The sequence below is a fragment of the Paenibacillus sp. GCM10027629 genome (assembly GCF_042676425.1).
Taxonomy (GTDB): Bacteria; Bacillota; Bacilli; order Paenibacillales; family Paenibacillaceae; genus Paenibacillus_K; species Paenibacillus_K terrigena.
In genome coordinates this window covers 572,344-593,605 of record NZ_JBHTGZ010000012.1, presented here as the reverse complement: position 1 = coordinate 593,605, position 21,262 = coordinate 572,344, and the positions used below count along the sequence as shown (strand labels likewise).

At 42.4% G+C, this 21,262-nt stretch carries 19 protein-coding genes and 1 pseudogene; 10 read left to right on the top strand and 10 right to left on the bottom strand.

All coding sequences use genetic code 11. The features are described 5' to 3' along the window. The first annotated feature begins 6 nt into the window (after positions 1-6). Positions 7-1,008 (top strand): protoglobin domain-containing protein, encoded by a 1,002-nt coding sequence (locus ACFQZR_RS23310; protein WP_379350364.1) that lies wholly within the window; start codon positions 7-9, stop codon positions 1,006-1,008. A gap of 52 nt (positions 1,009-1,060) precedes the next feature. Here ACFQZR_RS23310 and ACFQZR_RS23305 read toward each other — a convergent pair whose 3' ends face one another. Further along, positions 1,061-1,897 (bottom strand): protein phosphatase 2C domain-containing protein, encoded by an 837-nt coding sequence (locus ACFQZR_RS23305; RefSeq protein WP_379350362.1) that lies wholly within the window; start codon positions 1,895-1,897, stop codon positions 1,061-1,063. 160 nt (positions 1,898-2,057) lie between these two features. Here ACFQZR_RS23305 and ACFQZR_RS23300 point away from each other — a divergent pair, with 160 nt between their 5' ends. Continuing rightward, a complete protein-coding gene (locus tag ACFQZR_RS23300) occupies positions 2,058-2,507 on the top strand; it encodes a DUF3939 domain-containing protein (protein WP_379350360.1) in 450 nt (149 codons plus the stop codon). 159 nt (positions 2,508-2,666) lie between these two features. Next, positions 2,667-3,092, top strand: a complete 426-nt coding sequence (locus ACFQZR_RS23295) for an Rrf2 family transcriptional regulator (RefSeq protein ID WP_379350357.1) — start codon at positions 2,667-2,669, stop codon at positions 3,090-3,092. Position 3,093: 1 nt separating this feature from the next. Here the strand turns inward: ACFQZR_RS23295 and ACFQZR_RS23290 are convergent, their stop codons facing one another. Beyond that, entirely contained in the window at positions 3,094-3,891 is a 798-nt protein-coding gene (locus ACFQZR_RS23290) for a helix-turn-helix domain-containing protein (protein ID WP_379350355.1), read from the bottom strand. 176 nt (positions 3,892-4,067) lie between these two features. Here ACFQZR_RS23290 and ACFQZR_RS23285 point away from each other — a divergent pair, with 176 nt between their 5' ends. Together ACFQZR_RS23285 and ACFQZR_RS23280 are read left to right on the top strand one after the other, a co-directional pair. Beyond that, on the top strand, positions 4,068-4,877 hold the full coding sequence (locus ACFQZR_RS23285) for a phytanoyl-CoA dioxygenase family protein (RefSeq protein WP_379350970.1): 810 nt from the start codon (positions 4,068-4,070) through the stop codon (positions 4,875-4,877). Positions 4,878-5,035: 158 nt separating this feature from the next. Beyond that, entirely contained in the window at positions 5,036-6,637 is a 1,602-nt protein-coding gene (locus ACFQZR_RS23280) for an ATP-binding protein (RefSeq protein WP_379350353.1), read from the top strand. A 45-nt stretch (positions 6,638-6,682) separates the two neighbouring features. On the opposite strand, the gene ACFQZR_RS23275 is transcribed toward ACFQZR_RS23280, so the two are convergent. The 3 genes and pseudogenes from ACFQZR_RS23275 to ACFQZR_RS23265 form a co-directional block, all read right to left on the bottom strand. Continuing rightward, on the bottom strand, positions 6,683-8,284 hold the full coding sequence (locus ACFQZR_RS23275; protein WP_379350351.1) for an ATP-binding protein: 1,602 nt from the start codon (positions 8,282-8,284) through the stop codon (positions 6,683-6,685). A gap of 147 nt (positions 8,285-8,431) precedes the next feature. After that, positions 8,432-9,070: pseudogene (locus ACFQZR_RS23270) on the bottom strand (SpoVR family protein); the annotation flags it as partial. A 59-nt stretch (positions 9,071-9,129) separates the two neighbouring features. After that, a complete protein-coding gene (locus ACFQZR_RS23265) occupies positions 9,130-9,393 on the bottom strand; it encodes a hypothetical protein (RefSeq protein ID WP_379350349.1) in 264 nt (87 codons plus the stop codon). Between the two features lie 263 nt (positions 9,394-9,656). Between ACFQZR_RS23265 and ACFQZR_RS23260 the strand changes: the two genes are divergently transcribed. Then, positions 9,657-12,386, top strand: coding sequence for a TrlF family AAA-like ATPase (locus ACFQZR_RS23260; RefSeq protein WP_379350347.1), 2,730 nt, complete (start codon positions 9,657-9,659; stop codon positions 12,384-12,386). 577 nt (positions 12,387-12,963) lie between these two features. Here ACFQZR_RS23260 and ACFQZR_RS23255 read toward each other — a convergent pair. Genes ACFQZR_RS23255 through ACFQZR_RS23245 form a run of 3 tightly spaced genes read right to left on the bottom strand, consistent with a single transcriptional unit; the run spans position 12,964 to position 16,139 of the window. Continuing rightward, positions 12,964-14,541 (bottom strand): recombinase family protein, encoded by a 1,578-nt coding sequence (locus ACFQZR_RS23255; RefSeq protein WP_379350345.1) that lies wholly within the window; start codon positions 14,539-14,541, stop codon positions 12,964-12,966. After that, positions 14,525-15,976 (bottom strand): recombinase family protein, encoded by a 1,452-nt coding sequence (locus ACFQZR_RS23250; protein WP_379350343.1) that lies wholly within the window; start codon positions 15,974-15,976, stop codon positions 14,525-14,527. The genes ACFQZR_RS23255 and ACFQZR_RS23250 overlap by 17 nt, the downstream gene beginning before the upstream one ends. A 7-nt stretch (positions 15,977-15,983) precedes the next feature. Beyond that, on the bottom strand, positions 15,984-16,139 hold the full coding sequence (locus ACFQZR_RS23245) for a hypothetical protein (RefSeq protein WP_379350341.1): 156 nt from the start codon (positions 16,137-16,139) through the stop codon (positions 15,984-15,986). Positions 16,140-16,172: 33 nt separating this feature from the next. On the opposite strand from ACFQZR_RS23245, the gene ACFQZR_RS23240 reads away from it, so the two are divergent. Continuing rightward, positions 16,173-16,517: a helix-turn-helix domain-containing protein gene (locus ACFQZR_RS23240; protein ID WP_379350339.1), complete on the top strand. Its 345-nt coding sequence runs from the start codon at positions 16,173-16,175 to the stop codon at positions 16,515-16,517. Between the two features lie 101 nt (positions 16,518-16,618). On the opposite strand, the gene ACFQZR_RS23235 is transcribed toward ACFQZR_RS23240, so the two are convergent. Next, positions 16,619-16,879: a hypothetical protein gene (locus ACFQZR_RS23235; protein WP_379350337.1), complete on the bottom strand. Its 261-nt coding sequence runs from the start codon at positions 16,877-16,879 to the stop codon at positions 16,619-16,621. A 104-nt stretch (positions 16,880-16,983) separates the two neighbouring features. Between ACFQZR_RS23235 and ACFQZR_RS23230 the strand changes: the two genes are divergently transcribed. After that, a complete protein-coding gene (locus ACFQZR_RS23230) occupies positions 16,984-18,462 on the top strand; it encodes a recombinase family protein (protein WP_379350335.1) in 1,479 nt (492 codons plus the stop codon). A gap of 50 nt (positions 18,463-18,512) precedes the next feature. Here ACFQZR_RS23230 and ACFQZR_RS23225 read toward each other — a convergent pair whose 3' ends face one another. Continuing rightward, positions 18,513-19,295, bottom strand: coding sequence for a hypothetical protein (locus tag ACFQZR_RS23225; protein ID WP_379350333.1), 783 nt, complete (start codon positions 19,293-19,295; stop codon positions 18,513-18,515). Positions 19,296-19,633: 338 nt separating this feature from the next. Here ACFQZR_RS23225 and ACFQZR_RS23220 point away from each other — a divergent pair, with 338 nt between their 5' ends. Both ACFQZR_RS23220 and ACFQZR_RS23215 read left to right on the top strand, forming a co-directional pair. After that, the gene (locus tag ACFQZR_RS23220; RefSeq protein ID WP_379350331.1) at positions 19,634-20,305 is read left to right on the top strand and encodes a hypothetical protein; all 672 of its coding nucleotides are present in this window, start codon (positions 19,634-19,636) and stop codon (positions 20,303-20,305) included. A 5-nt stretch (positions 20,306-20,310) separates the two neighbouring features. After that, on the top strand, positions 20,311-21,033 hold the full coding sequence (locus ACFQZR_RS23215) for an NAD-dependent deacylase (protein WP_379350968.1): 723 nt from the start codon (positions 20,311-20,313) through the stop codon (positions 21,031-21,033). The last annotated feature ends 229 nt before the right edge of the window (positions 21,034-21,262 follow it).

Genomic DNA, 21,262 nt, shown 5'->3' with positions numbered 1-21,262 from the left:
GAATTTATGATCAACGTTTCGCAGCATCGATTGAAACAGTTAGAATACACGGGTATCACGGAAGAAGATCTGCAATTGCTTGCTTCCAATCAACCGGTTTTTCGCAAGGTGGTTGATCTCGTGGTAGACCGGTTATACGCACAAATTCAGCAACAGCCAGAACTGGTAGAATTGATCGGCAAGTTCAGTACCATTGAGCGGTTGAAGCAGACCCAATCCGATTATTGGATGTCGCTCAGTCAGGGGATTATTGATGAGGAATTCATCATAAACCGGGTCCGCATCGGCGGTGTTCATTCCCGAATCGGTCTGACAACGAATTGGTACTTGGGCACGTACATGGTGTATTTGAACATTGCTACCGAAGTACTTAAGAATGAATTGCCGTATCAATGGATTCAATTGGTGCATGCGATATCGAAAATGTTCAATTTTGATTCTCAACTGGTACTTGAAGCTTATGAGTTGAAGGAGAAAGATAAAATTCAAGTCATGGTGGACCAGAAGGAACATATGCTTCATCAAGTCAGCCTAGTCGTTCAAGAGCTGGCAGCGATGATGCTCGAACTGGATGCTAGTGCGCAGACTATTGCAGAGACGGCGATTACGACGGCGGAGTCGCAAGATCATGCCCATGAGCTCGTTGAGAGCTTAAATGTGGAAGTAGAGCAGATTACGGAAATGGGCGTACTCATTCGTGGCATCTCGAATCAGACGCATCTACTCGGCCTGAATGCAGCAATTGAAGCAGCGCATGCTGGCGAGCATGGTAGAGGGTTCGAGATTGTAGCGAATGAAGTCCGTAAGCTCGCGCTAACATCACGTCAAGCGCAGGAGCGAATCCAAGAGAAGCTGGAACAAATTGAATCCAAGCTGATGCAGGTGAAGCAGGAGTCGGAGCAGACATCGGTGAATGCACGCCACCAAGCAGCCAGCTCGGAAGAACTGCATGCCTTCGTACAAATGATTGAGAAAGTTGCGATGGATCTCAAGGGATTAAATGAATAAGCGTATATGAAAAACAGAGGGCGCCCGTATACGGCGCCCTCTTCTATTTGTGTTAGAAGGTGAGTAGAATGCCTGTCTTATCATCGGACATTTTGAACCGTTCGGATCGGGTGCAGTCAGGATCTTCTGCTTCCCATTTACATAATTGATCAACATATGCTTGCAGACCTTGGTGTATCACATCATGAACAAAGGCTTGTGTTTGCTCGGCATTATGCGGGTAGACGGTTTGCCAAGGATAGATACCGTCTGTGATCAGGAGCAAATGTTTCAGACCTAGTCGTGTTATTCGACCTGATTCTAGATGATGTGCGAGTTCGGGCTCACCGTTGATGACGCTGTATCCGCCGGACTGGTTCGAGAATCGTCGATTCCGCTGCAATTGTTCGGTGACCTCGTGTGGACGTTCCCCGTGAATCAGCGTCATGTTGTTTATGCTTTTCCACAGGTTAAGGGCCCGTTCATCATGTACTTCAACACTATCATACGTGATTGTCCGGACAAGACCATGCTCATACACTGCATAGATCATACAATCGCCGCTCTGCACCCAGTCAATATGATGAGGCTTCACGTGGACAACGGCATGGACCGCACTCCATCTCGCGCTTGCATCGTGGATGTCGGCCTGCGCTTCAAGCATGGTGGCTCGCAGCTGATCATTGGCCGCCATGGTTCGTTCAACCAGGGGTGTCGAATGGATGGGGGAGATGAAATGCTCCGCGACAAGCTGTGCTGCAATCTGACCTGAGCTGGTGCTGGTATGATGCGTAGGAACAAGGCTCGAGACGCCATCCACCACCCCATAAATATGCTGATCCCCGTTAATAATGATGGCATCTTCGTTATAGGTGCCTTGCCCTTTACGATGAATTTGCTCGATGTGCATAGGATATGCCTCCGTTTCTCCACGAAATGTACAATATACATTCTAACATTTGCCTTAGAAGATATGTAGAAATATGGTATAATAGGAGTAGGAAACAACGAAATCGTTATCTGTAAGTTTAGTTTGAGAACGCTTACTGACAGGCCGAGGAGGGAGTTCTATGTGGACATTCTGGAAGAGAAACAAACCGAATCAAGAGCCGGCACGTATCCAAACGACGTTGAAAGATATTGAGAAGGCTGTTATTCAATTTGAAGCCAATCTGCCGAAAAATGTGAAACGTACCATTCTCGTGGATCAAGATAATCGAATTAACAGTGCACGACTCGTTCCTTATTTAGGTGGAATACCAATTGAAAATTATTATATGAGTACGCAAACGTATGAAATTTTTACGGAAGAGGATCAGTTGATTCCACATTACTTGGACATTGTTCAAGAAGCTGTCGATGCTTATGTCGATGACAATCACAAATTGCCGATTATGCAGGATTGCGCGGATGGTCGCGTGCATTATGAATTGCTTATGCAACAATTCTACTTGAAAGAGAAACCTCCATTTCCGCTATACATTACGGATGAGGAAAATATGTTGAGCCATCATCCATGATCATATATCATGTCATGTATTGGCATCCAATTGAAGCGGGAGCATCCTCCGAGGGAATAGCGATGGGGATGCTCCTTTTTATACCCAAATTGACTTTTCATGGCTGTGTAACTATAATCGTTACAACATAAATAGCTGTAGACAGAGGAGGAAATGAGGATGATTAGCAGCCGTTTTTCCGTTGCGGTTCATATTTTGACGCTGCTTGAACTTCATAAATCAGGACGTATAACATCAGAACTTATCGCAGGAAGTGTAAATACGAATCCCGTCGTCATCAGACGTATGATGAGTTTATTAAATAAAGCAGGATTAATCCATTCCAGTCCGGGTGTAGCCGGCGCGACCTTAGTCCGCCCACTTCATGAAATAACGCTCTTGGACGTGTATCGCGCGGTTCAGGTTGGCGTTCAAGAGGAGCTGTTCGCGATTCATGAGAATCCGAACCCTGCTTGTATTGTGGGCAAAAATATTCAGAGCACATTAGAGACGAATTTCGCCAAAGCGCAGCAAGCGATGGAACAAGAGCTTGCGCGCGTGACATTGCATCAAGTGGCGAATGATATTTTGCACGCACAGTCATAAATTATTGTTGTTCACGATACGCACTTGGCGTCATGTGAATATATTTGCGAAATTGATTAATGAAATGATTATAGTTGTGAAACCCCACGTCCTGACTCACTTCAAATGCGCTCCGATCGGTATGCCTAAGGAGTAACGCAGCTTGACGGATCCGCATTTGATTGAGCATCTCGACGATGGAGCATCCTGTATTTTCTTTAAATACATGTGATAGTCTCGAGGAAGACAGTCCAACTTTTCTCGCGATAGCATCTACCTTCAGGGGTTCGCGAATATGCTGTGAGAGGAGGAATAGCACTTCTTCCACGCGTGCATCGCGCTTCTGCATGTCTCGTTGTGCGAGTAGCATGAGGATTTCACGTAAGGCATTATAACCGAGCTCCTGGGCATAGGGTCCACCTTCCGTAGAATCGGTAATGATCCGCTCGAATGCATGACGTATCCGGTTCTGGGCGGATTCATTCTCTATCGATTGTTGATGGATTTCTTGATGTGGGAGTAAATGCTTCTCAACGCGTTGATCGGAGAAATGCACCCAGACCATGTCCCAATGTGCACCTTCTCGCGTTCCGTAGTGCTGCGGAATATCTGGCTTCAATAGCGTCACATCACCAGCCCGGCAAGTCATTTGCATGTTGGGCGTGATCGCGTAACCCTCACCGCTGAGCGTATAGATCATGAGCCAATCCTTCCGTCCGTGCGGCCGCTTGGATACATAAGTGTCTGGTACAGCGAAATGTCCAGCAATGATTAAATCTTGTTCCTCCTCGATCGTCCTCTTGGTGCGCTCCTGATGCATTCGAGCCCCTCCATCCGCATATAACGTATCTCCTTTATCATATGATGCAGCAGGGCTATCGACAAGAAGAATAGCAGAATTGTGTGAGAGATTAGCAGGATCGATGATTTAGATCCTGCGATTTCTAGAATATACTGTAGGAAATGATGGAAGGAAGCTCAAGGGAGGCGCTGATGATGTCTTACGAATTACGTGTGTTAACGAAGGATCAGAAGGAACAGTTTGAGCAAGAAGGATATTTGATTGTGAAGGGTTTATTCACGGATATGGATGTGCGGACCATTGAAGAGACATTTGACATCATAAGCAGACAGGCGATTCCGGGACATTTTGAACCCCAATTGGATGCGGATGTGAACGACCCATTAGCACGCTACCCGCGTGTAATGCATCCCCATCGATTTGATGATACAGCGAAGAATTATATGCTTCATTCCCCTGTACTGGAAGTCTTAAGGGACCTCTACGAGGAAGAACCGCTTGCGGCACAGAGTATGTTCTACTACAAGCCCCCAGGCTCCAGAGGACAAGCGTTGCATCAAGATAATTTCTACTTGAAAGTAGAGCCAGGCAATTGCATCGCCGCGTGGACAGCGATCGATGCGGCGGATGAAGAGAATGGCGGTATGCTGATCGTGCCGAAGACGAACCATTACGACATTGTGTGTCCTGATCGAGCAGATCAACAAGAATCCTTCACGACGCATTACGTCAAACCGCCCAAAGATCAGAAAGCGATTCCAGCCGTGATGGCTAAAGGTGATGTATTATTTTTCAACGGGAATTTAATTCATGGGTCCTATCGCAACAAATCGAAAGATCGGTTCCGGAGAGCTTTCATTTGTCATTATGCGAACGCTTCAGCAGCGCAAATCGGTGAATTCTATAGGCCGTTATTCCGCGCAGACGGGACAGAGGTGGACCTCGGAATCAATCCGGATGGGGGACCGTGCGGCATTCTATTCGACACGGCGTATCCGCATTAATCGCAATATCTAACAAAACAGATTACGTCAAGGATATGACTTATTTCCTATTCGAATTGAAGAATCTGAATATTTTGGAAGTTTTATTTCAATAAGTATGGTATTCTTTGAGAATATCATACTTTTTTTTGTGTAGGATGAAAGGAACGGAATGACCCATGGAAGCTTCATATATTGTCGAATCCAAAAAAAGATGCCTGGAACAAGGAATGACACCGAGCGCCATTCCCTTCTCGAAGAATCGCCTCTGTAAAGAAGAACTTCTTCGAATTCGGAATAACTATCGTGAAGTGATATCGGTAATGAATTTTTTCGGCGAGAAGACCAGATCTCAACTTGATGGGATTCCGATTCTCATCGCGCTAACCGATGGTCAAGGCTACATTATTGACTTTGTCGGCAATGAGAAAATTCGAAGTCTAGTGAACGAGGTCGGGATGGAAGTAGGCACCCTGATGGGCGAGGAAGATTTAGGGACCAATGCCGTACATCTTGCGTTGCAGGAACAGAAACCGATTGAGCTTCTAGGCTGTGATCATTTTCACGAACATATGCATAATACCGCTTGCTATAGTGTTCCTTTTCAAGTTAATCAGGTAGATCATTTGGCAGGCACAGTCTCCATGATGACCTTCGTTGAACATCATAGTCGGTTTGCGCTTCCACTCCTCTCGAATATGGTCGACTCGATGGAACGTGAAATTGAGCTGCGAAGAACGAACCATAATAAAGATATTATGAATCATACCTTAATTCGGAGTGTCAATAACGGCATCATTATTACCGATGCAGAGGGGTACATTACGGAATGCAACCAATTGATTGAGCGGATTATGAATCGTAAGCGTACTTCGATGATCGGAAGATGGATCTGTGACGTTGAACCCTTTGCGAGTTATATGTGTGATGTCATCCTATATGGTAACCGATTTGAAAATCAAGAATGTACATTCTTGCTATCTGCGAATAAGCGTATTACATGTATACTCGATGCGATACCCGTCGTGAATGACCATCAGGAATTAACAGGGGCCTACTTGCAGCTTCGCGATATTACGGAACGAAATGAGCTTGAGAATCAGATGTTAACGTATGAGAAATTCTCAGCCATCGGGAAGCTTGCTGCCGGCATTGCTCATGAGATCCGTAATCCGCTCACATCGATTATGGGCTTCATTCAATTGCTTCGCGAGAAGCCGTTGTCTCGTGAAATGCATGTTCGTTACCTGGAGATTGTCTATGGTGAATTGCTTGATCTGAAGCGGCTGGTGTCTGACTTCGTACTCATGGCTAAGCCGAGCTCTCCTGAGAAGAAGGAGCATATCCTGCAAGATGTCGTGATTGAGACGGTACAGTTCATGACCAGCCAGGCGAATTTCAACAACATTATTCTAACGACAGATTTATACGAGTCACCGCTTCCGATTTATATTGATTCGGTTCAAATTAAGCAGGTGCTGATCAATCTAATCCAGAATGCGTTCGAAGCGATGCCGAAGGGCGGTCAGGTCGATATTCGACTGACCTGCAATAAGAAGCAGAATACGGCGGTGATTATAATTCGGGATTACGGGGTTGGGATCTCGAAAGATCAGATGAAGAACGTCTTTAACCCCTTCTTCACGACGAAGGAGAATGGACTCGGACTTGGACTATCGATCTGCTATCGCATTATCGAGAACCATAACGGCAAAATACAAATTAAAGCCAGCGAGGAGCGAGGGACGAAGTTCAGTATTACGCTCCCACTGCCTAAATAAAGATAGAGCCTGTACACCATGCGAAGCGTGGTGCACAGGCTCTTATTAATTGATAGCCTCGATGAGCTCTACCTCATCCAATGGGAGATTTACGCGGAATATCGATCCTTCGCCTAACGTACTTCGAACCTCGAGCGAACCTCCATGATCTTGGGCGATTTTCTGACAGAGGGATAACCCAAGGCCTGTGCCGTTATCTTTGGTGGTATAGAACGGATTGAATATTTTGGTGAGATGATGTTCCGCGATTCCGCATCCCGTATCCCGAATCTCGATGATCACCTTATTATGAATCTGCGATACTTGAATGTAGATATCCCCGGGCTCCTCCATTGCCTCAAAGGCATTACGGACAAGATTCAATAACACCTGTACAATTTTGTCACGATCCATATGGATATGTAAGGAGACACCGATGGGCTCATAATAGATGCGGTGACCGCGGAATGCGGCTTCTGACTCCACGAGATATAACAATCGATCCATCACATGTGCGATGGGCTCCGGCTTCATATTGCCAATATGAGGCTTCGAGAACTGCAAAAATTCCGCGGTTAGTTCATTCATGCGCGTTATCTCGCTCATAATGGTATCGAACCAGGGGCGAATATTGTAATCATGATGCATCGAAATTTGCATGAAGCCTTTGATTGTTGTGAGGGGGTTGCGAATTTCGTGTGCCATCCCTGCAGCGAGTTCACCGACGGCTTTGAGCTTCTCAGTTCGGAACATATTCTCTTCGCGTTTGAACCAGAGTTTGCGTCGATTCTGGAAGAGCTTCTCTTCTGCGAATGTGATAATCTCTTGTGCGCTTTCGGCTTCCTGAGGGAAAAACGTTGTACTGTGTGTGACTTGGAACCCAAGCATATTCGAATCGAGAACGTCCGTAATTTCTTGATGGATATTATCGAAAGGGGGCAGGACAAGCGCGAACCGGTCTCCTGCATATCTAGACATCGCTTTGGCATTGGGAAAATACGAGCGTAACAACTGAGCGATTTTGGCCAAAATTTCATTGCCGTTCTGTGTGCTCTCGTGGTTGATGGATTTGAAATCTTGCAGGTCTAGGAGGAGCAACACAAAAGGTTCTTTGCGTTTCACATCATTCTGAATGGATTTCATATAGCCTTCATAATTGAGTAGTCCGGTGACAGAGTCGTGGGTGCTAAGGAATTGAAACTTCTCACGAAGTCGTTTCTTCTCAATCTCGGAGACGTGAACAAAGTAGTAGAGGAGGAGAACGATTACAAAGGTTAGGATATCAAATATGGACACGAGCATCTGGTAGGTATTAATGGGTCGATAAGTTAAGTTAATTAACGTATATTGCATGGCATAGAGCAGCGTGGTGAGCACCGAATCTCTGAATTTCTTCTTTCGCTGAATGGTGATAATGATCAGAACACAGTAGAGAAGTTGACACCAATTCAGACTGCTGCTCCAATGGAATACCCCGAGAAGAATGATCTGGAGCGGCTGCAATCCTGGGAACTTCTTGTCGAGAAGGATACTGAACACGAATAGACATCCCGTGATGACTAAGAGATAGATGTTCGTTGCTGTATGAAGAAAGATGGACGATAAAATGACGAATACACTGATGGAGGGAACAAAAAATTGTCTGATTATATTAATAATCAATCTCACACACCCCAGACTCGCAAGGATCGATCAAATCTACTTCGATTCTATTATAAATGAGAAAGCTTCAAAAGAATATCGAAAGTTGTCGAGTCTTTCGGCATAAAAATACGGTCTCCTCCGTAATGGGAGAAGACCGTAAATAAGTGTCAGTTAAAGAAATTTTCGCGCTTGTTTTCTGCCGTCATAGGTAAATAGAACTTTTTTATCTTCGACAAAAGTTTCGAGGTGAACGGGTTTGCCCCATAACTGATAAACAAACGGCAGCGTCCGCTCCAAATACTTCAGATCCAGTTCAATCCCTTCATACTGATGCTTCAAATAGATCTCTCCGGTCCGCATGAAATCGCCATCCTGTACGACAAGGAATGGGAACCCGCCGTTTACTCTAGAGTAGACCAATTGATCCCGAATATTCATCCATGCTTTATCGGTAATTTTCCACTCGCTGCCTTTCTTCTCGAACACATAAAGATCCAAATCCTCCGTTAGCTGCTTCGTCAAATAATTGCGGATGAACGATGTATCGGAGTCCAGCTCTCTGACTTCAAATAGCTTTGCCCGACCCTGTCCTGGTACGCGGTGCAGCCGATCACGTTCCTCTTGCGTTGGCTGATCCCAACGGCGCTCGATATCTTCGAATATTTTGAGCCCTAAGTAATAAGGGTTGAGGCTGTTCTTCGACGGCTGAACGACCGATGAATTCAGCTTCGCAAATTCAACGGTCTCTTCGCTCGTGAGGTCAAGTTCACGGAGGATGCGTTGATGCCAGTAGGAAGCCCAGCCTTCGTTGCGTTAAGGTGCTTAATGAAGAAATGCGGTAGTACAGGAAATCTATACATTCAATATTTTTAATAATTAGCTTTGATAATTTCTTCTACATGATTAACAATATTTCCGATATTGTAAATTTTTTCAAATTCCCCATACTCATCGTTAATTTCACAGTATCGAAATAGTGTTGTATTGTTTTGATCATTCAAGGAAACAGATTGTAATTTCCAATCTTTATATTGATCTTCATGTGATGCCATGTAGTCTTCACTAATAATTTGAATTCTAATTAGGTATTCTTCTATCCTTCTATTCTGTGCAATAACTGATTTGTCAATCATATGGTAATTACCTCCAATTAGTTTTATACATAGAAAACTATACAATTTTTATGACGCATTTAACAGCATTATTTGGCGAGCTATTTAAAGGGCATTGCTTTATAATCTTGCACTTGCATTACTGAAATTTGGAATTATGTATCTTTCCTAATAAATGGAAACGAAAACATATCATGTAGCAATGATTATCCTGAATTGCAGGATAATTGTTCCATTGTGTCGAATTATGCCTCATATATCATGACTAAGAGGTGGTTTTCTCAATGCATTATTATGGTGCGAAATGGTGGAAATTTGATTTCCATGCACATACTCCTATATCAATTGATTATGGAAAGGGACCTAATCAAACTGAATTACAAAAGCGAACTCCTCGTGATTGGTTATTGGACTATATGAGTAAAGAAATCGATTGTGTTGCGGTTACTGACCATAATTCTGGTGAATGGGTAGATACACTTAAACAAGAATTGATACAAATGAAAGCTGAAAATGTTCAAGGTTATAGAAACTTAACTGTTTTTCCTGGGGTTGAGATAACAGTACATGGGAATATACATTTGTTGGCGATATTCGATCCAGCTGAAACGTCTATGCATATCAGTAATTTGTTAAGCAGATGCGGATATAATGGAACGTTGGGTGATTCTGATGATTGTACGGACAAGTCGTTTAATGAGGTAGTTGATATAATTCACCAAATGAGAGGTTTAGCAATTCCAGCACATGTAGATGCTGCTCGTGGATTATTTCAGGAACAAGAGGGCAATTCTTTGAAGAAATGTTTAAATGCAAACGGTTTATTAGCAATGCAAGTTTGTGATGTAGCATCTCAAAAACCACAGCTTTATCAAGATTTGAAAATGAACCTCACAGAAGTAGCTGGTTCTGACAGTCATCATCCTGAATCAGCAGGCTCTAGCTATACTTTTGTCAAGATGGAGATACCTAACTTGGAGGCTTTGCGACTTGCTTTACATGACGGTGACGATGGAATAAAGAGAAGCGATAGTACAGTATCAGATCCTAATGATGTACAAGCACGATTTTTTATTAAATCAATTGAAATTACTGAAGGGGCAAAAGCTGGGAGAGCGGCGCCGTTAAAAGTACAATTAAGTCCTTGGTTAAATACAATTATTGGTGGTAGAGGGTCAGGGAAATCAAGCTTGATTGAATATATGAGACTTCCTCTTGCAAAGACTGTGGGTCTCCCTAAAAAAATTAACGAAGAATTTAAAGAATTCAGTCAAGTGCGAAAAGAACGTGGAAAACCTGGCATGCTTACTCAATCAACAAAAATACGTATTGAGATGCAAAAAGACGGAAGGAGTATTGCGCTTACTTGGCAAGATAAGAGGATAATCGAAGAGCATAAAAATGATGAAGGAACGTGGGTTCTGAAAGACGAGAGCAGTAATATTGATTCTAGGTTCCCCGTTAGAATATTTAGTCAAAAACATCTTTACTCACTGACTGAAGACCCGAACCATATACTAAATATTATTGATCAACAGTTTGATAAAGGCGCATGGGTAGAGAAATCGGAGAGTTTACAAACTAAATGGTTGCATTCGCGTTCAAAACAAAGAGAGTTAATAATTAAATTGAATGCAATTGGAAATTTAAAAACAGAACTTGATGATATTAAAGCTAAAATGAAGATATTCGAAGAATCGGGGTACAAAGAACTTCTTGAGGAATACCAAGAATCACAATTAGTAAACGAGAAATTAAATTATGATCTGAAAAAAGTCGATGACTTAACTGATAGTGTAAAAACTGTTGTTGTGGAAGCTCCGAGTGTCATCTTTGACTCTGAGATTTTCACAAGATTAGACAGTGATTCAACAGTGCTTTTGCAAAAAGAGTCTGAGGAGTTTTCAAACATTCTCCAAACAATGGGCGATCTTCTAATAAAGTTGGAACAATATAAAACACAAGTTAGAAATACTGTTGATGCTATCCCTTGGCAGAAACTCAGAGCATCTCAAGAGCAAAAATATTCAGAGTTTGTTCAACGTCTTGAATCGAGTGGGGAGAAAAATCCAAACGCATATGGTAATCTTGTGACAAAGAGACGTGAGCTAGAACAGAGGCTTAACGAAACAGCGGTACTTGAAGAACAAATTAAATTGCAAAAGGAAGAATCGAATAAGATTTACCAAGAAATAGAATTGCATGAAGTCGAATTAAGAACAAAAAGGGTAGACATTATCAAAGAATGGCAAGGTGATGACCCCAATGTAAATATACACCTAAAAGTCATGGGTGATTTAGAAAATGCCGAGAGTACCTTTAGAAGTATAATAAGAAAATCCGGCAAAGAATTTGCTAAAGATATTATTGAGCGTGATGAAGACGACAAACCGGAAAAAGGGATATTATTCGAATTATCAGAAGCAACCACAAACCTATGGGATAAACGAAAAGAGATAATAAAAAAAATTATTGAAGCAGACGACAGAAATAATAATAATTTCGGGAAAATGTTCGTTAATCATTTATCTGCATTGAAGAAAAATTCACCAGAGGATATTGACAGACTAGTTGTATGGTATCCTGAGGATAAGATCATTTTAAAATTAGTAAACGCTAATAATAAGGAAGAGGATATTGAGACTGGTTCAGCTGGGCAAAGGACTGCTGCAATGTTGTCTTTAATGTTACTTCTAGATGATTCACCAATAATAATAGATCAACCAGAAGAGGACCTTGATACAAAGCGTATAACAGATCTTGTGGTTACAGGGCTTCGAAATTTTAAAGCTAAACAACAGATAATAATTATTACTCATAATCCAAACATTCCCGTGAATGGAGCTGCGGAAAATATTATTCAAATGAATTTTGCAGGTGGACAAATCCAAAAGCAAATCAGTGGAGCATTACAAAAAACTGATGTAAGAGAAGCAATATGTGAAGTGATGGAAGGTGGAAAAGAAGCGTTAGATAAAAGATACTTTAGGATTTCAAAGGCACTTGAACAGTAAACGCCAGGGGCTACCGACAATTAGTCGGTAGCTTTTATTTTAAACACGACCACTGGAGTTGAATAAGCTGACTTAAGTCTCTTGAGGTCTTGATGATATCCAGTAAAGATGCCGTCCATTTTTGAGTAGAACAAGCTTGCCTTATCTAGCGATTCCCACCTGGATATTTGTTGTACGAGTTTCTTTGTGATTAAGTCCTGCATCTCATTTTTGGTTACTTGAATAAACATATAATTTCACCTCACCATAGTTTTGTACAAGCTTATGATGACGTGCGGTATTCTATACCCAAATACCGAGGTTAATGGGTGCATGATTAATACTTGTTACCCAATAACCGAGAAACGTTTACCATCCTAAAAACCTGTCCATACTGGTGAATATAGAAACGGACAAAGCCCAGTGTACAAGCACTTTCTGGGCTTCGCGTCTCGGCAGCCGGTTAGGCGCCCGATCGGGTGCCTAACCGGCTACCGAGATTTTTGGGACAAGCTAACCCAATAACCGAGAACTTGTCCACATCCAGGGAAGATAATCGTTATAACTAAAAACCGACCGTCTTAGTAAAGACAGTCGGTTAACTAATGGTCATTCTTACAAGGCTGCTTCTGGTTTGGATAGCTATATCGCCAAGAGTCACTACTTTCTTGCAATCAATGGTTTTTGGAGTAAATGTAGCTTGCACAACCAGATAGGTAATCATTTTTCGGATATCGTTATTATTGTCGTCACTAGTCATGATACTAATGGATTTGATATTGCGCGTGATTTCATCTTCATTTCCTTCTATCAATTCGAGGTACTGAGCGGTCATGTCTAACTGATTAATTTCTGTTTTCAGTTCTTTGATCCGGCTTGACAGGTGTTGTTTCTGTAGAGTAAGGATTTGAACCATCTTGGTGTTATCGTCGATGGATTCAAGATCTTTCACTAATGACGCGAGGCGTTTGGATTGATCTTCTGCCATTTGTAGTTGATGTTCTGCTCCATTTAACTCGATCTTGGTTCTATTCAATCGATCAGTAACGATCTGACGCTCCTTCAAAAGCTCATCATACACAAGTAATCCAACTGTTTTCAGGTTTTGAGATTTCAAATCATTTAACACAGCATCAATGACAGCATGCATCCTATCTAACTTGACTTTATATTTGCAAGTCGGGCAGCAATACCACTTTTCTCCGTAATGTTTATTTCGTTTCGTATCAAATGTGGTTTGGTCTTTACCAATCATAATACTATTACAGACTGAACAATTCAGCAGATTGCTTAGAAAAAAGCTCGTTTTGTACATTTTCGGGTTGAGATTTCCGGTCTTTCTCTGCTCGAAGATCGCCCAGGTTTCTTTCCATTCATCCAAGCTCATAATGGGCTCGATTAAGTCACTTTTAATCATCAACCAGTTTTCGATTGGAGTAATTGAATTTCTTGAGCGTTCGAATTTACGATGGTGAGACATGTAACCAGCGTAAATAGGGTTCGTTATAATCCATCGTACAGTTGCTTTACTAATGGATTTACCGAATTCATGGCTGATCAAACGGGCAATGGATTGGAAACCCTCTCGATTGCGATACAACTCATACACACGCCTTACAATTGTTAATTCTTCTCCGCATTGAGAAAAGGTTTTGTTTACTTTGTTATAGCGGTAACCAAAAGGTGCTTTACCGCCAGTCCATTTTCCTTTAATTAAAATACTCTTAGCGGTATCACGGGTACGAATCCGAGTATTATCGACTTCCATTTTGGAAGTCCCATCCTTGATCAGATCAACGATGAAATCCCCAGATTCATACAAGCTCTCAGAACTGCTAATAACAACTGGAATTTTGCATTCGGCTAAACGCGTTCGAATCTCCTGATGTTCCATCGGATTTCGTGCAACACGGTCATGATGATTAATTAAAACGAAATCAAATTTGCCTTCTCTCGCTTCTTTAAGAAGAAGGGAGATTCCATCACGGTCATCTAACTTCTTTTTTCTAGCGGATACACCAGCATCAACATACTCTCTTGTAATCGTGCATCCATATTTCTTGGCAAATTCATAAGCCATGGACCGCTGGGTTTCCATCGTTTGTTTATCCGTAGAATGGCGCCCATAGAATGCGCCCTTCATGCCAGGTTGTATGAGATCAGCTAACGCCAACATGTACAATCACAGCCTTTCCTTTAAATGGATCTCGAAATTGGATACGAAGTGAGGGAGTGTCAATCTCAATTCGATAGACAATATCTCGAATGAACGCTTCTCGTTCACTGTCTCTATAGGAGAGAACCTCGGTTATCAAATCAACTGATTGTTGCAGCTCCTTTATTAGATGGAACTGTTTTTGCAATTCATCAAGCTTCTGGGGATAATAATGTTGCAGTTCTTCTTCCCGACGAATGCAATTATGCAGGTACAATAACATATCCTGTAAATCTGGTGTAGGGGATTGAAGCCATATTGCGGTATCTTCATAAAGTCTCTGTTTGTAAACCTGAATCACCTTTTTGCTCTCAGCAATAGAGTCTTGGTAGAACTGAATCAGGTTCCCGTGTGTTAGCTGGTACAGTTCAGGAAAGTAGGTCTGAAACTGCCCTGTGACGAATTTTGCACACTCCTCTAAAATCATTTCCTCTAGCAGATCAGGAGCGAGACGGAGGTAATTATGCCTTTTACAGGTGTAATATTTTCTTGTACTTACATCCGTTTTTTCTTTGCCAAACATGGCATTGTCGCACTTGCCGCAAAATAGCAGATCGTCAAGAATCATAGGAACTCGACTGGTTTTTCGAGAGCGAGTTTGGATAAGACTTTTCATCCGCTCTTGTGCCATTCTCCACTTTATTTCGTCAACGATACGGAGCTTTTCATTCTCAATCTCTACATTCTCACCAAATTCCTCTATTTTTCGAATGCCTTTATAAATGGTGTTTCCAATCAAACTTTGGATTCGATTGTAATCCCATTTGCCAGGAAACCAATCATGTCGCTGTATATCTCGAACAAAGTCAGAGAACGTAACACATTTGGTTTCAATGATCGCATCATACAGTTTGGAGATCGTCTTAGCCTGATCCGGATGCTGATCATAATTCTTGTCCTTATCGATTACATAGCCATATGCGACCCGACCTTGAGCATGCTTCCCTTGTTTCGTCATCGTATATTTTGTTTCTTTTATGCGTTGAACGATCTGATTAGCTTCACGCTGATTGAAACCTGCGATGATCAGTTCGAAGAATTCTCCGGCTGGAGAGTATTGTATCGGTATTTCATTGTCTGCAGTGAAAACAACCGTGATTTTCTTGGAGCGAAGCAACTCAAATAGCTCCATTGACTGCACCACATTTCTGGCTAAACGATCGCGTTTATAAACGTAAACGGTTGAAACTAGATCGTTTTCGATGTCATGAACCAAACGGTTTAACTCGGGTCGTTCGTGGATTTTGGTTTTTCTTGCTGATACGGCTTCATCCAAATACAGATCATCAAATAAGAAGCCTTTTGCTTTGATTTTCTCTAGAGCAAGAGCCTTTTGCATATCGATAGAATGCTCCTGCGTTTTAATGGAAGATCGGGCATACAAAACCGTCTTCATGGATTATTCACTCCTCAGGGTTGCTCTCAATGTGTTCTGCGATTAGCTGCTTCTTAAGTAGTGTGACGTAAAGTTCCATCCATTTGCGTGCGGCAAGTGGGTCGTGAATATGACTGATGGACGAGATTTGAAGCTCTGTGGTACGTGTTCTTTTACGATTCAAGGTGTTATTCCTCCTAAGGTGGTGATAAAGAAGATGAGCATTTTCGGACAACAGCTAAGGCAGATTAGACAGCAGAAAGGGTTCGGGCTGAACGAGTTTGCCAAAGAGATAGGGGTGTCACCCGCATACTTAAGCAATCTGGAAACGGGAAAGACACAGACCATCCAGCTGGAAATATTGAGCAAGCTGCAGCAAGAACTGCATATGATCATTAACGAGGAAGTACCCGAGAACGGTCATACATTGTTACGTGCAGAGCGCATAAGTGAATTGCTGTTGGACTTGCACCGTACCAATCCGACTGCTGCTGATTACTTGATGACGATGGTAGAGCAAGGAGTGGAGCTGTTCACAGTTCGATCATCCGATATCCATTAAGCTCCCCCAAACATTGGAAAAGTATTCATCATTATAAATATCCGTTTATTATGGTGAATAAACGGACGACGATAAGGAAAGCCTAACCCCTGTAGAAGGAGTTAGGCTTTTGGCGTTCCGTCAGCTATGTCTGAGGTTAGATTATTCTGCGCCATCGTTATTTGGTAGTTAGCATGGTTATCTCTACCGAGCTTCTGCTGTAGCCATATGTCTGCCGCTGCACGTTTTAGATGAATTTCAAAATCATTGAGGCGATTCAATAGAAGTTCTGAGAATGAGTGCATTTGCAAGTCGGATAATGATGTGAAGCTGCTTTGTTCGTTATGATGTTCAATTGTAAAACGGACTTTGAGTTGCCCCATAACATCACCTCGATCTAATCTATGCGGAAAGGTCGAAGGGACAACCCTATCATTTAGCATATATATAAGAGGACAGGCATAGGTATGGACAAGGAGGGGAAGTCATGAGCGGAAAACAACGGAAAAATGAAGCATATATTATCCGTTCTGTGGCTTTATACTGCCGGGTTTCTACCGATGAGCAAGCAAGAGAGGGCGTCTCACTGGATGAACAGCAGGAACGGTTAAAAGCTTATTGCCGGGCAATGGGCTGGTCGGATCAGGTTCAGCTATTCGTCGATGACGGTTATTCAGCTAAGAACTTGGATCGACCAGAGTTAAAGCGGTTGCTGCATGCGGTAAAGAGCGGACGCGTATCTCGCATCATGGTCACCAAGCTCGATCGGATGAGTAGGCGACTGCTAGATTTACTGAATCTAATCGATATGTTTCAAAATTGCGAGGTTTCCTTTGTATCCATTAGCGAATCTTTTGATACCAACACACCATCTGGTCGCCTTACGCTGCAGGTTCTAGGAGCAGTTGCTGAGTTTGAGAGGGAGCGTATTCGTGAACGAGTGTTTGAAAATATGTACCACGCCGCTACCACTGGAAAATGGTTAACGCAAAGTCCGTATGGTTATGACCTATTGGATAAGTCCTTAGTTATTAATGAAAAGGAAGCAGATATAGTAAGGCGGGTATATGACTTATACCTGAATGAAGGGCTCGGGTTTTATTCCATTGCGAAGCGATTAAATGAGGAAGGCATTCCATCCAGACAGCGGAAAGAGTGGTCCATTCGAGCAATTAAGTTGATGTTAACGAATCCTGCTTATAAAGGTACATTGGTCTGGAATCGGAAAGATTCGAGCAAATCAAAGCGTAAAGACAAGGATGAATCGGAGTGGGTGAACGTGGAAGATTGTCTACCGATCATTATTGAGGAGCCAATATGGGAAAGTGTGCAACGGCGAATGGGACAGACGACTATGGCACCAAGAGCCCAGACAAGCCCTCACCTGTTGGGCGGTATGCTAAGATGTGGGAATTGTGGATCGGGTATGAGTATCGGTTTCTCAGGTTCTCCTAGTAAACGATATCGTGTTTATCGTTGTTCAGCGAATAAGAATAAAGGAACTTGCACGAGTAAGCAATATCGTGCCGATTCGGTAGAGGAATGGTTTAAAGATGGATTGCTGCAGATCGTTGAAGATACTTCCGGGATCCTGATGATCATGGCGAAGGAAGCGGTTGTAAAGTCGGAGAGGGATCAGCTTGAGCAAAAAGCAAACACTGCTAAAGCACGCTATAAGCGGAAAATAGAAGCCTATACTTCGGGCTTAATTGAGCTGGACGATTTAAATGAGGAGAAGGAAAGACTAGACCAGATTCTATTTGGGCTGGAGAAGATGGATTATGATGAAGTTGAATCGGTAGATATGGGACAGGTTCAGAAGGAGTTAAACGAAAAAGTGAACAATATCATTAGCGCGATGAATTTACTTCCGGTCGAGCAAGCGAAAGGAATTATTCAAACGTTGATTCAGTATGTGATCGTGCATGGAGATGAAGATATTGAAATTAAACTACAGCCTCTATAAATTCATACAATATCAATAAGAATGCCCCCGCCGGATGACGGGGGTTATGTCTATTCTTTTTGCGTTTGAGGAGGTTCATCGCCGAGTATTTCATACAATTCCTCGGCATCATCGGGTAAATCATATTCCTGATTCTGCTCATCTTCTGCGTCATCATAAACATCAGTAAATAACTGTTGTTGCCCACTGACAGAGAGTATAGTTTCGTCTTTTCTAGGACGTCCTCTTTTACGGGATGAGGCATCAGGATCTTCTTTGCGTGGTTTGCGCTGGGACAATAGAAGGAACTCCACTTCTTTCTTGGCAAACTCTGTTTTTAATTGCTCGACTTCTAGTTTCTTCTCATATTCCATACGTAATAGATCGATCTGATGCTGCTGCATCTGGCATTGTTGCTTAAGGGCTTGGTTATCTTCGGTTAGTCGTTGGATTGTTGAGGGATAATCGGAAGATAGCCAATGAGCGCGTTCCTGGTACATAGTTTCGATTTCTGCTTCTTTTTCGTGCAAGGATTTCTTCAATGTTGTGCATAGTTCGTCGAGAACGCTGCTTTGCTTCTGTAGCTCTGTCAGGTTTTTCTTGTGCTGATTTGCCTGTTCTTCTGTTTCATTTAATTGGGATTCCAGATCCTTACGGAATTGCTCACTTTGCTGCAATTGCTGCTGTATCTCGTCTGATGCTTTCTTCCATTCAGCTTCTTGATGTGCCACCTCATCCGCTGTTTTCTTCATCATCTGAACGATGGTTTCTTGGATGCGTGTTAGGTTCTGCTCGATATATTCCAGATCGCTGGCATATCGCTTCGTACCATCCTGATGCTTCAATTGATGCATTTCATAGATGGAAAGCAGATGTTGGAACCATTCCTTATGTGTTTCGAAATCCGAATCCTTGATGAATTGTTCGATTCGTTCCTTTAGTTCCGGGGTGACCTTTACTCCGAATGTGACATCAGCCATACTTCTAACACAGCTCCTTTAAATTTGGTTAACGTTATGCCCGTTGACTGGCTTGAGGTTAACCGGTTGTCAAAGTTAACTAATCGAGCAGTACATTTCGTTTTTCTATATATACGCTTGCTTGGTCAAATAATGAGGTTTTTCCATTTTTTAACCACATACCAACCATAATTGGTATAATGGGGAAATAGATTGAAGAGGGGGGAAGGCGTATGACAAGGGTATATCCAGAGCAGGTCACAGCTTCTATGATTCGAGTAATACATGATGATGAAGTCTTACTAATTCGTCACTCCACTGAAATTCATTTCGGGGAATCCGATGATCTTCTTGGAATTGCAGTCATGACTAATCCAGGAAAGTTTGAATTCAGTAAAACATCTGGGTGGAGTGAGTTCAAACTAGGGATAGGTCCTACGAATACTTTTGAAGCCAGGGATTACCCGGATTTATCCATGCAGAACGTTATCCAAGTGATAAGAAGCAGCTACGAATCTGCAGGATTGTCTAAACCAAACGGCATACTTCGAGTTTATAACCTCTCCAATATCCGTCAACCTGATGGTCAGAAGGCAGAAATATATCATAGTAGAGCTAAACATGCCCTTCCGGTCGAAAAACTTTCGTTACTTGAAGATCCAATAACTCATTCTCGGGAATGTTTTCTGGATGAATGCAATAAATCTAGGTTTGTTATTATGGGTTTTGTAGATGGAGCATTCAATCAAAAGATGAAGCAACTTTGTTCCTGGTCAGAAGAGATTGAGCATTTGGCATGTGCAATTGACGATAAAGGACGGCATTCACATCCGCGAAGATGGAGAACTGATCCTAAATTAATGAATCAGGCAGTTGAATCATTGAAGTCAGTGTTGCAGAGGTGAGCATGTTGCTAGAAAAGTTACTTTTGGAATCGAACTCTACTGTCATATTCTCCGGTGCAGGGATGTCAACTGAAAGTGGACTGCAGGACTTTCGTTCTGCAGACAGAGGTATGTGGAATAACCGAAATCCTGTCGAACTTGCTGATATCGAAGCAATCGATTCGAACCGACCGGAATTTGTTCGTTTTTATCAGTGGCGTATTCAAGAGATGAACTCACATCTACCTAACGATGGACACTATATCCTCTCGAGCTGGGAAAGAAAAGGAATGATTAAGGGTGTAGTTACGCAGAATGTGGAAAATTATCATGAACAAGCTGGTACTAGCCGGATTGCTAAACTACACGGAGATCTTGGGACTCTGCGTTGCATGAGTTGTAATAAGCAATATGATTCTCAGATGTATCTTAAGCCTCTCGAGAAGATTACGTGCAGCTGTGGGGGATTTATCAGACCGAATGTCGTACTCTTCGGCGAAATGCTTCCAGAAGTGTCACTTCAGCTCGCTGATAGCCTTATGGAAGGAGTCGAACTTTTTATTGTACTAGGCTCCTCATTACAGGTGAGTCCTGCCAACCAGTTCCCCAGGAAGGCAAAAACTTGTGGCGCGAAGTTGGTCATAATCAACCACGACCCAACTCCATCTGATCGATATGCAGATTTGGTCATCAATCGATCCATAGGCGAAACATTACGGAAAGTGGATGAAGAATTAAGGAACCATTAGTGAACCACTAGGTAATTATGAAAGAACAGGTTCGGTTAAAGCTAGGCTGCCTATAGGCGGCTTAGCTTATTTGGAATGGTCGAACTATGTGTATTTTATGGAAAAGGTGTTTAAGGACTTCTTGTCGAATACCTATCCTTATCTGATACTAAAGAACTAACCGATCAAGCTCAAACATAAGTTCCATGACAGTTAATTGTCATATGAACCTGTCAATATGAACGATATC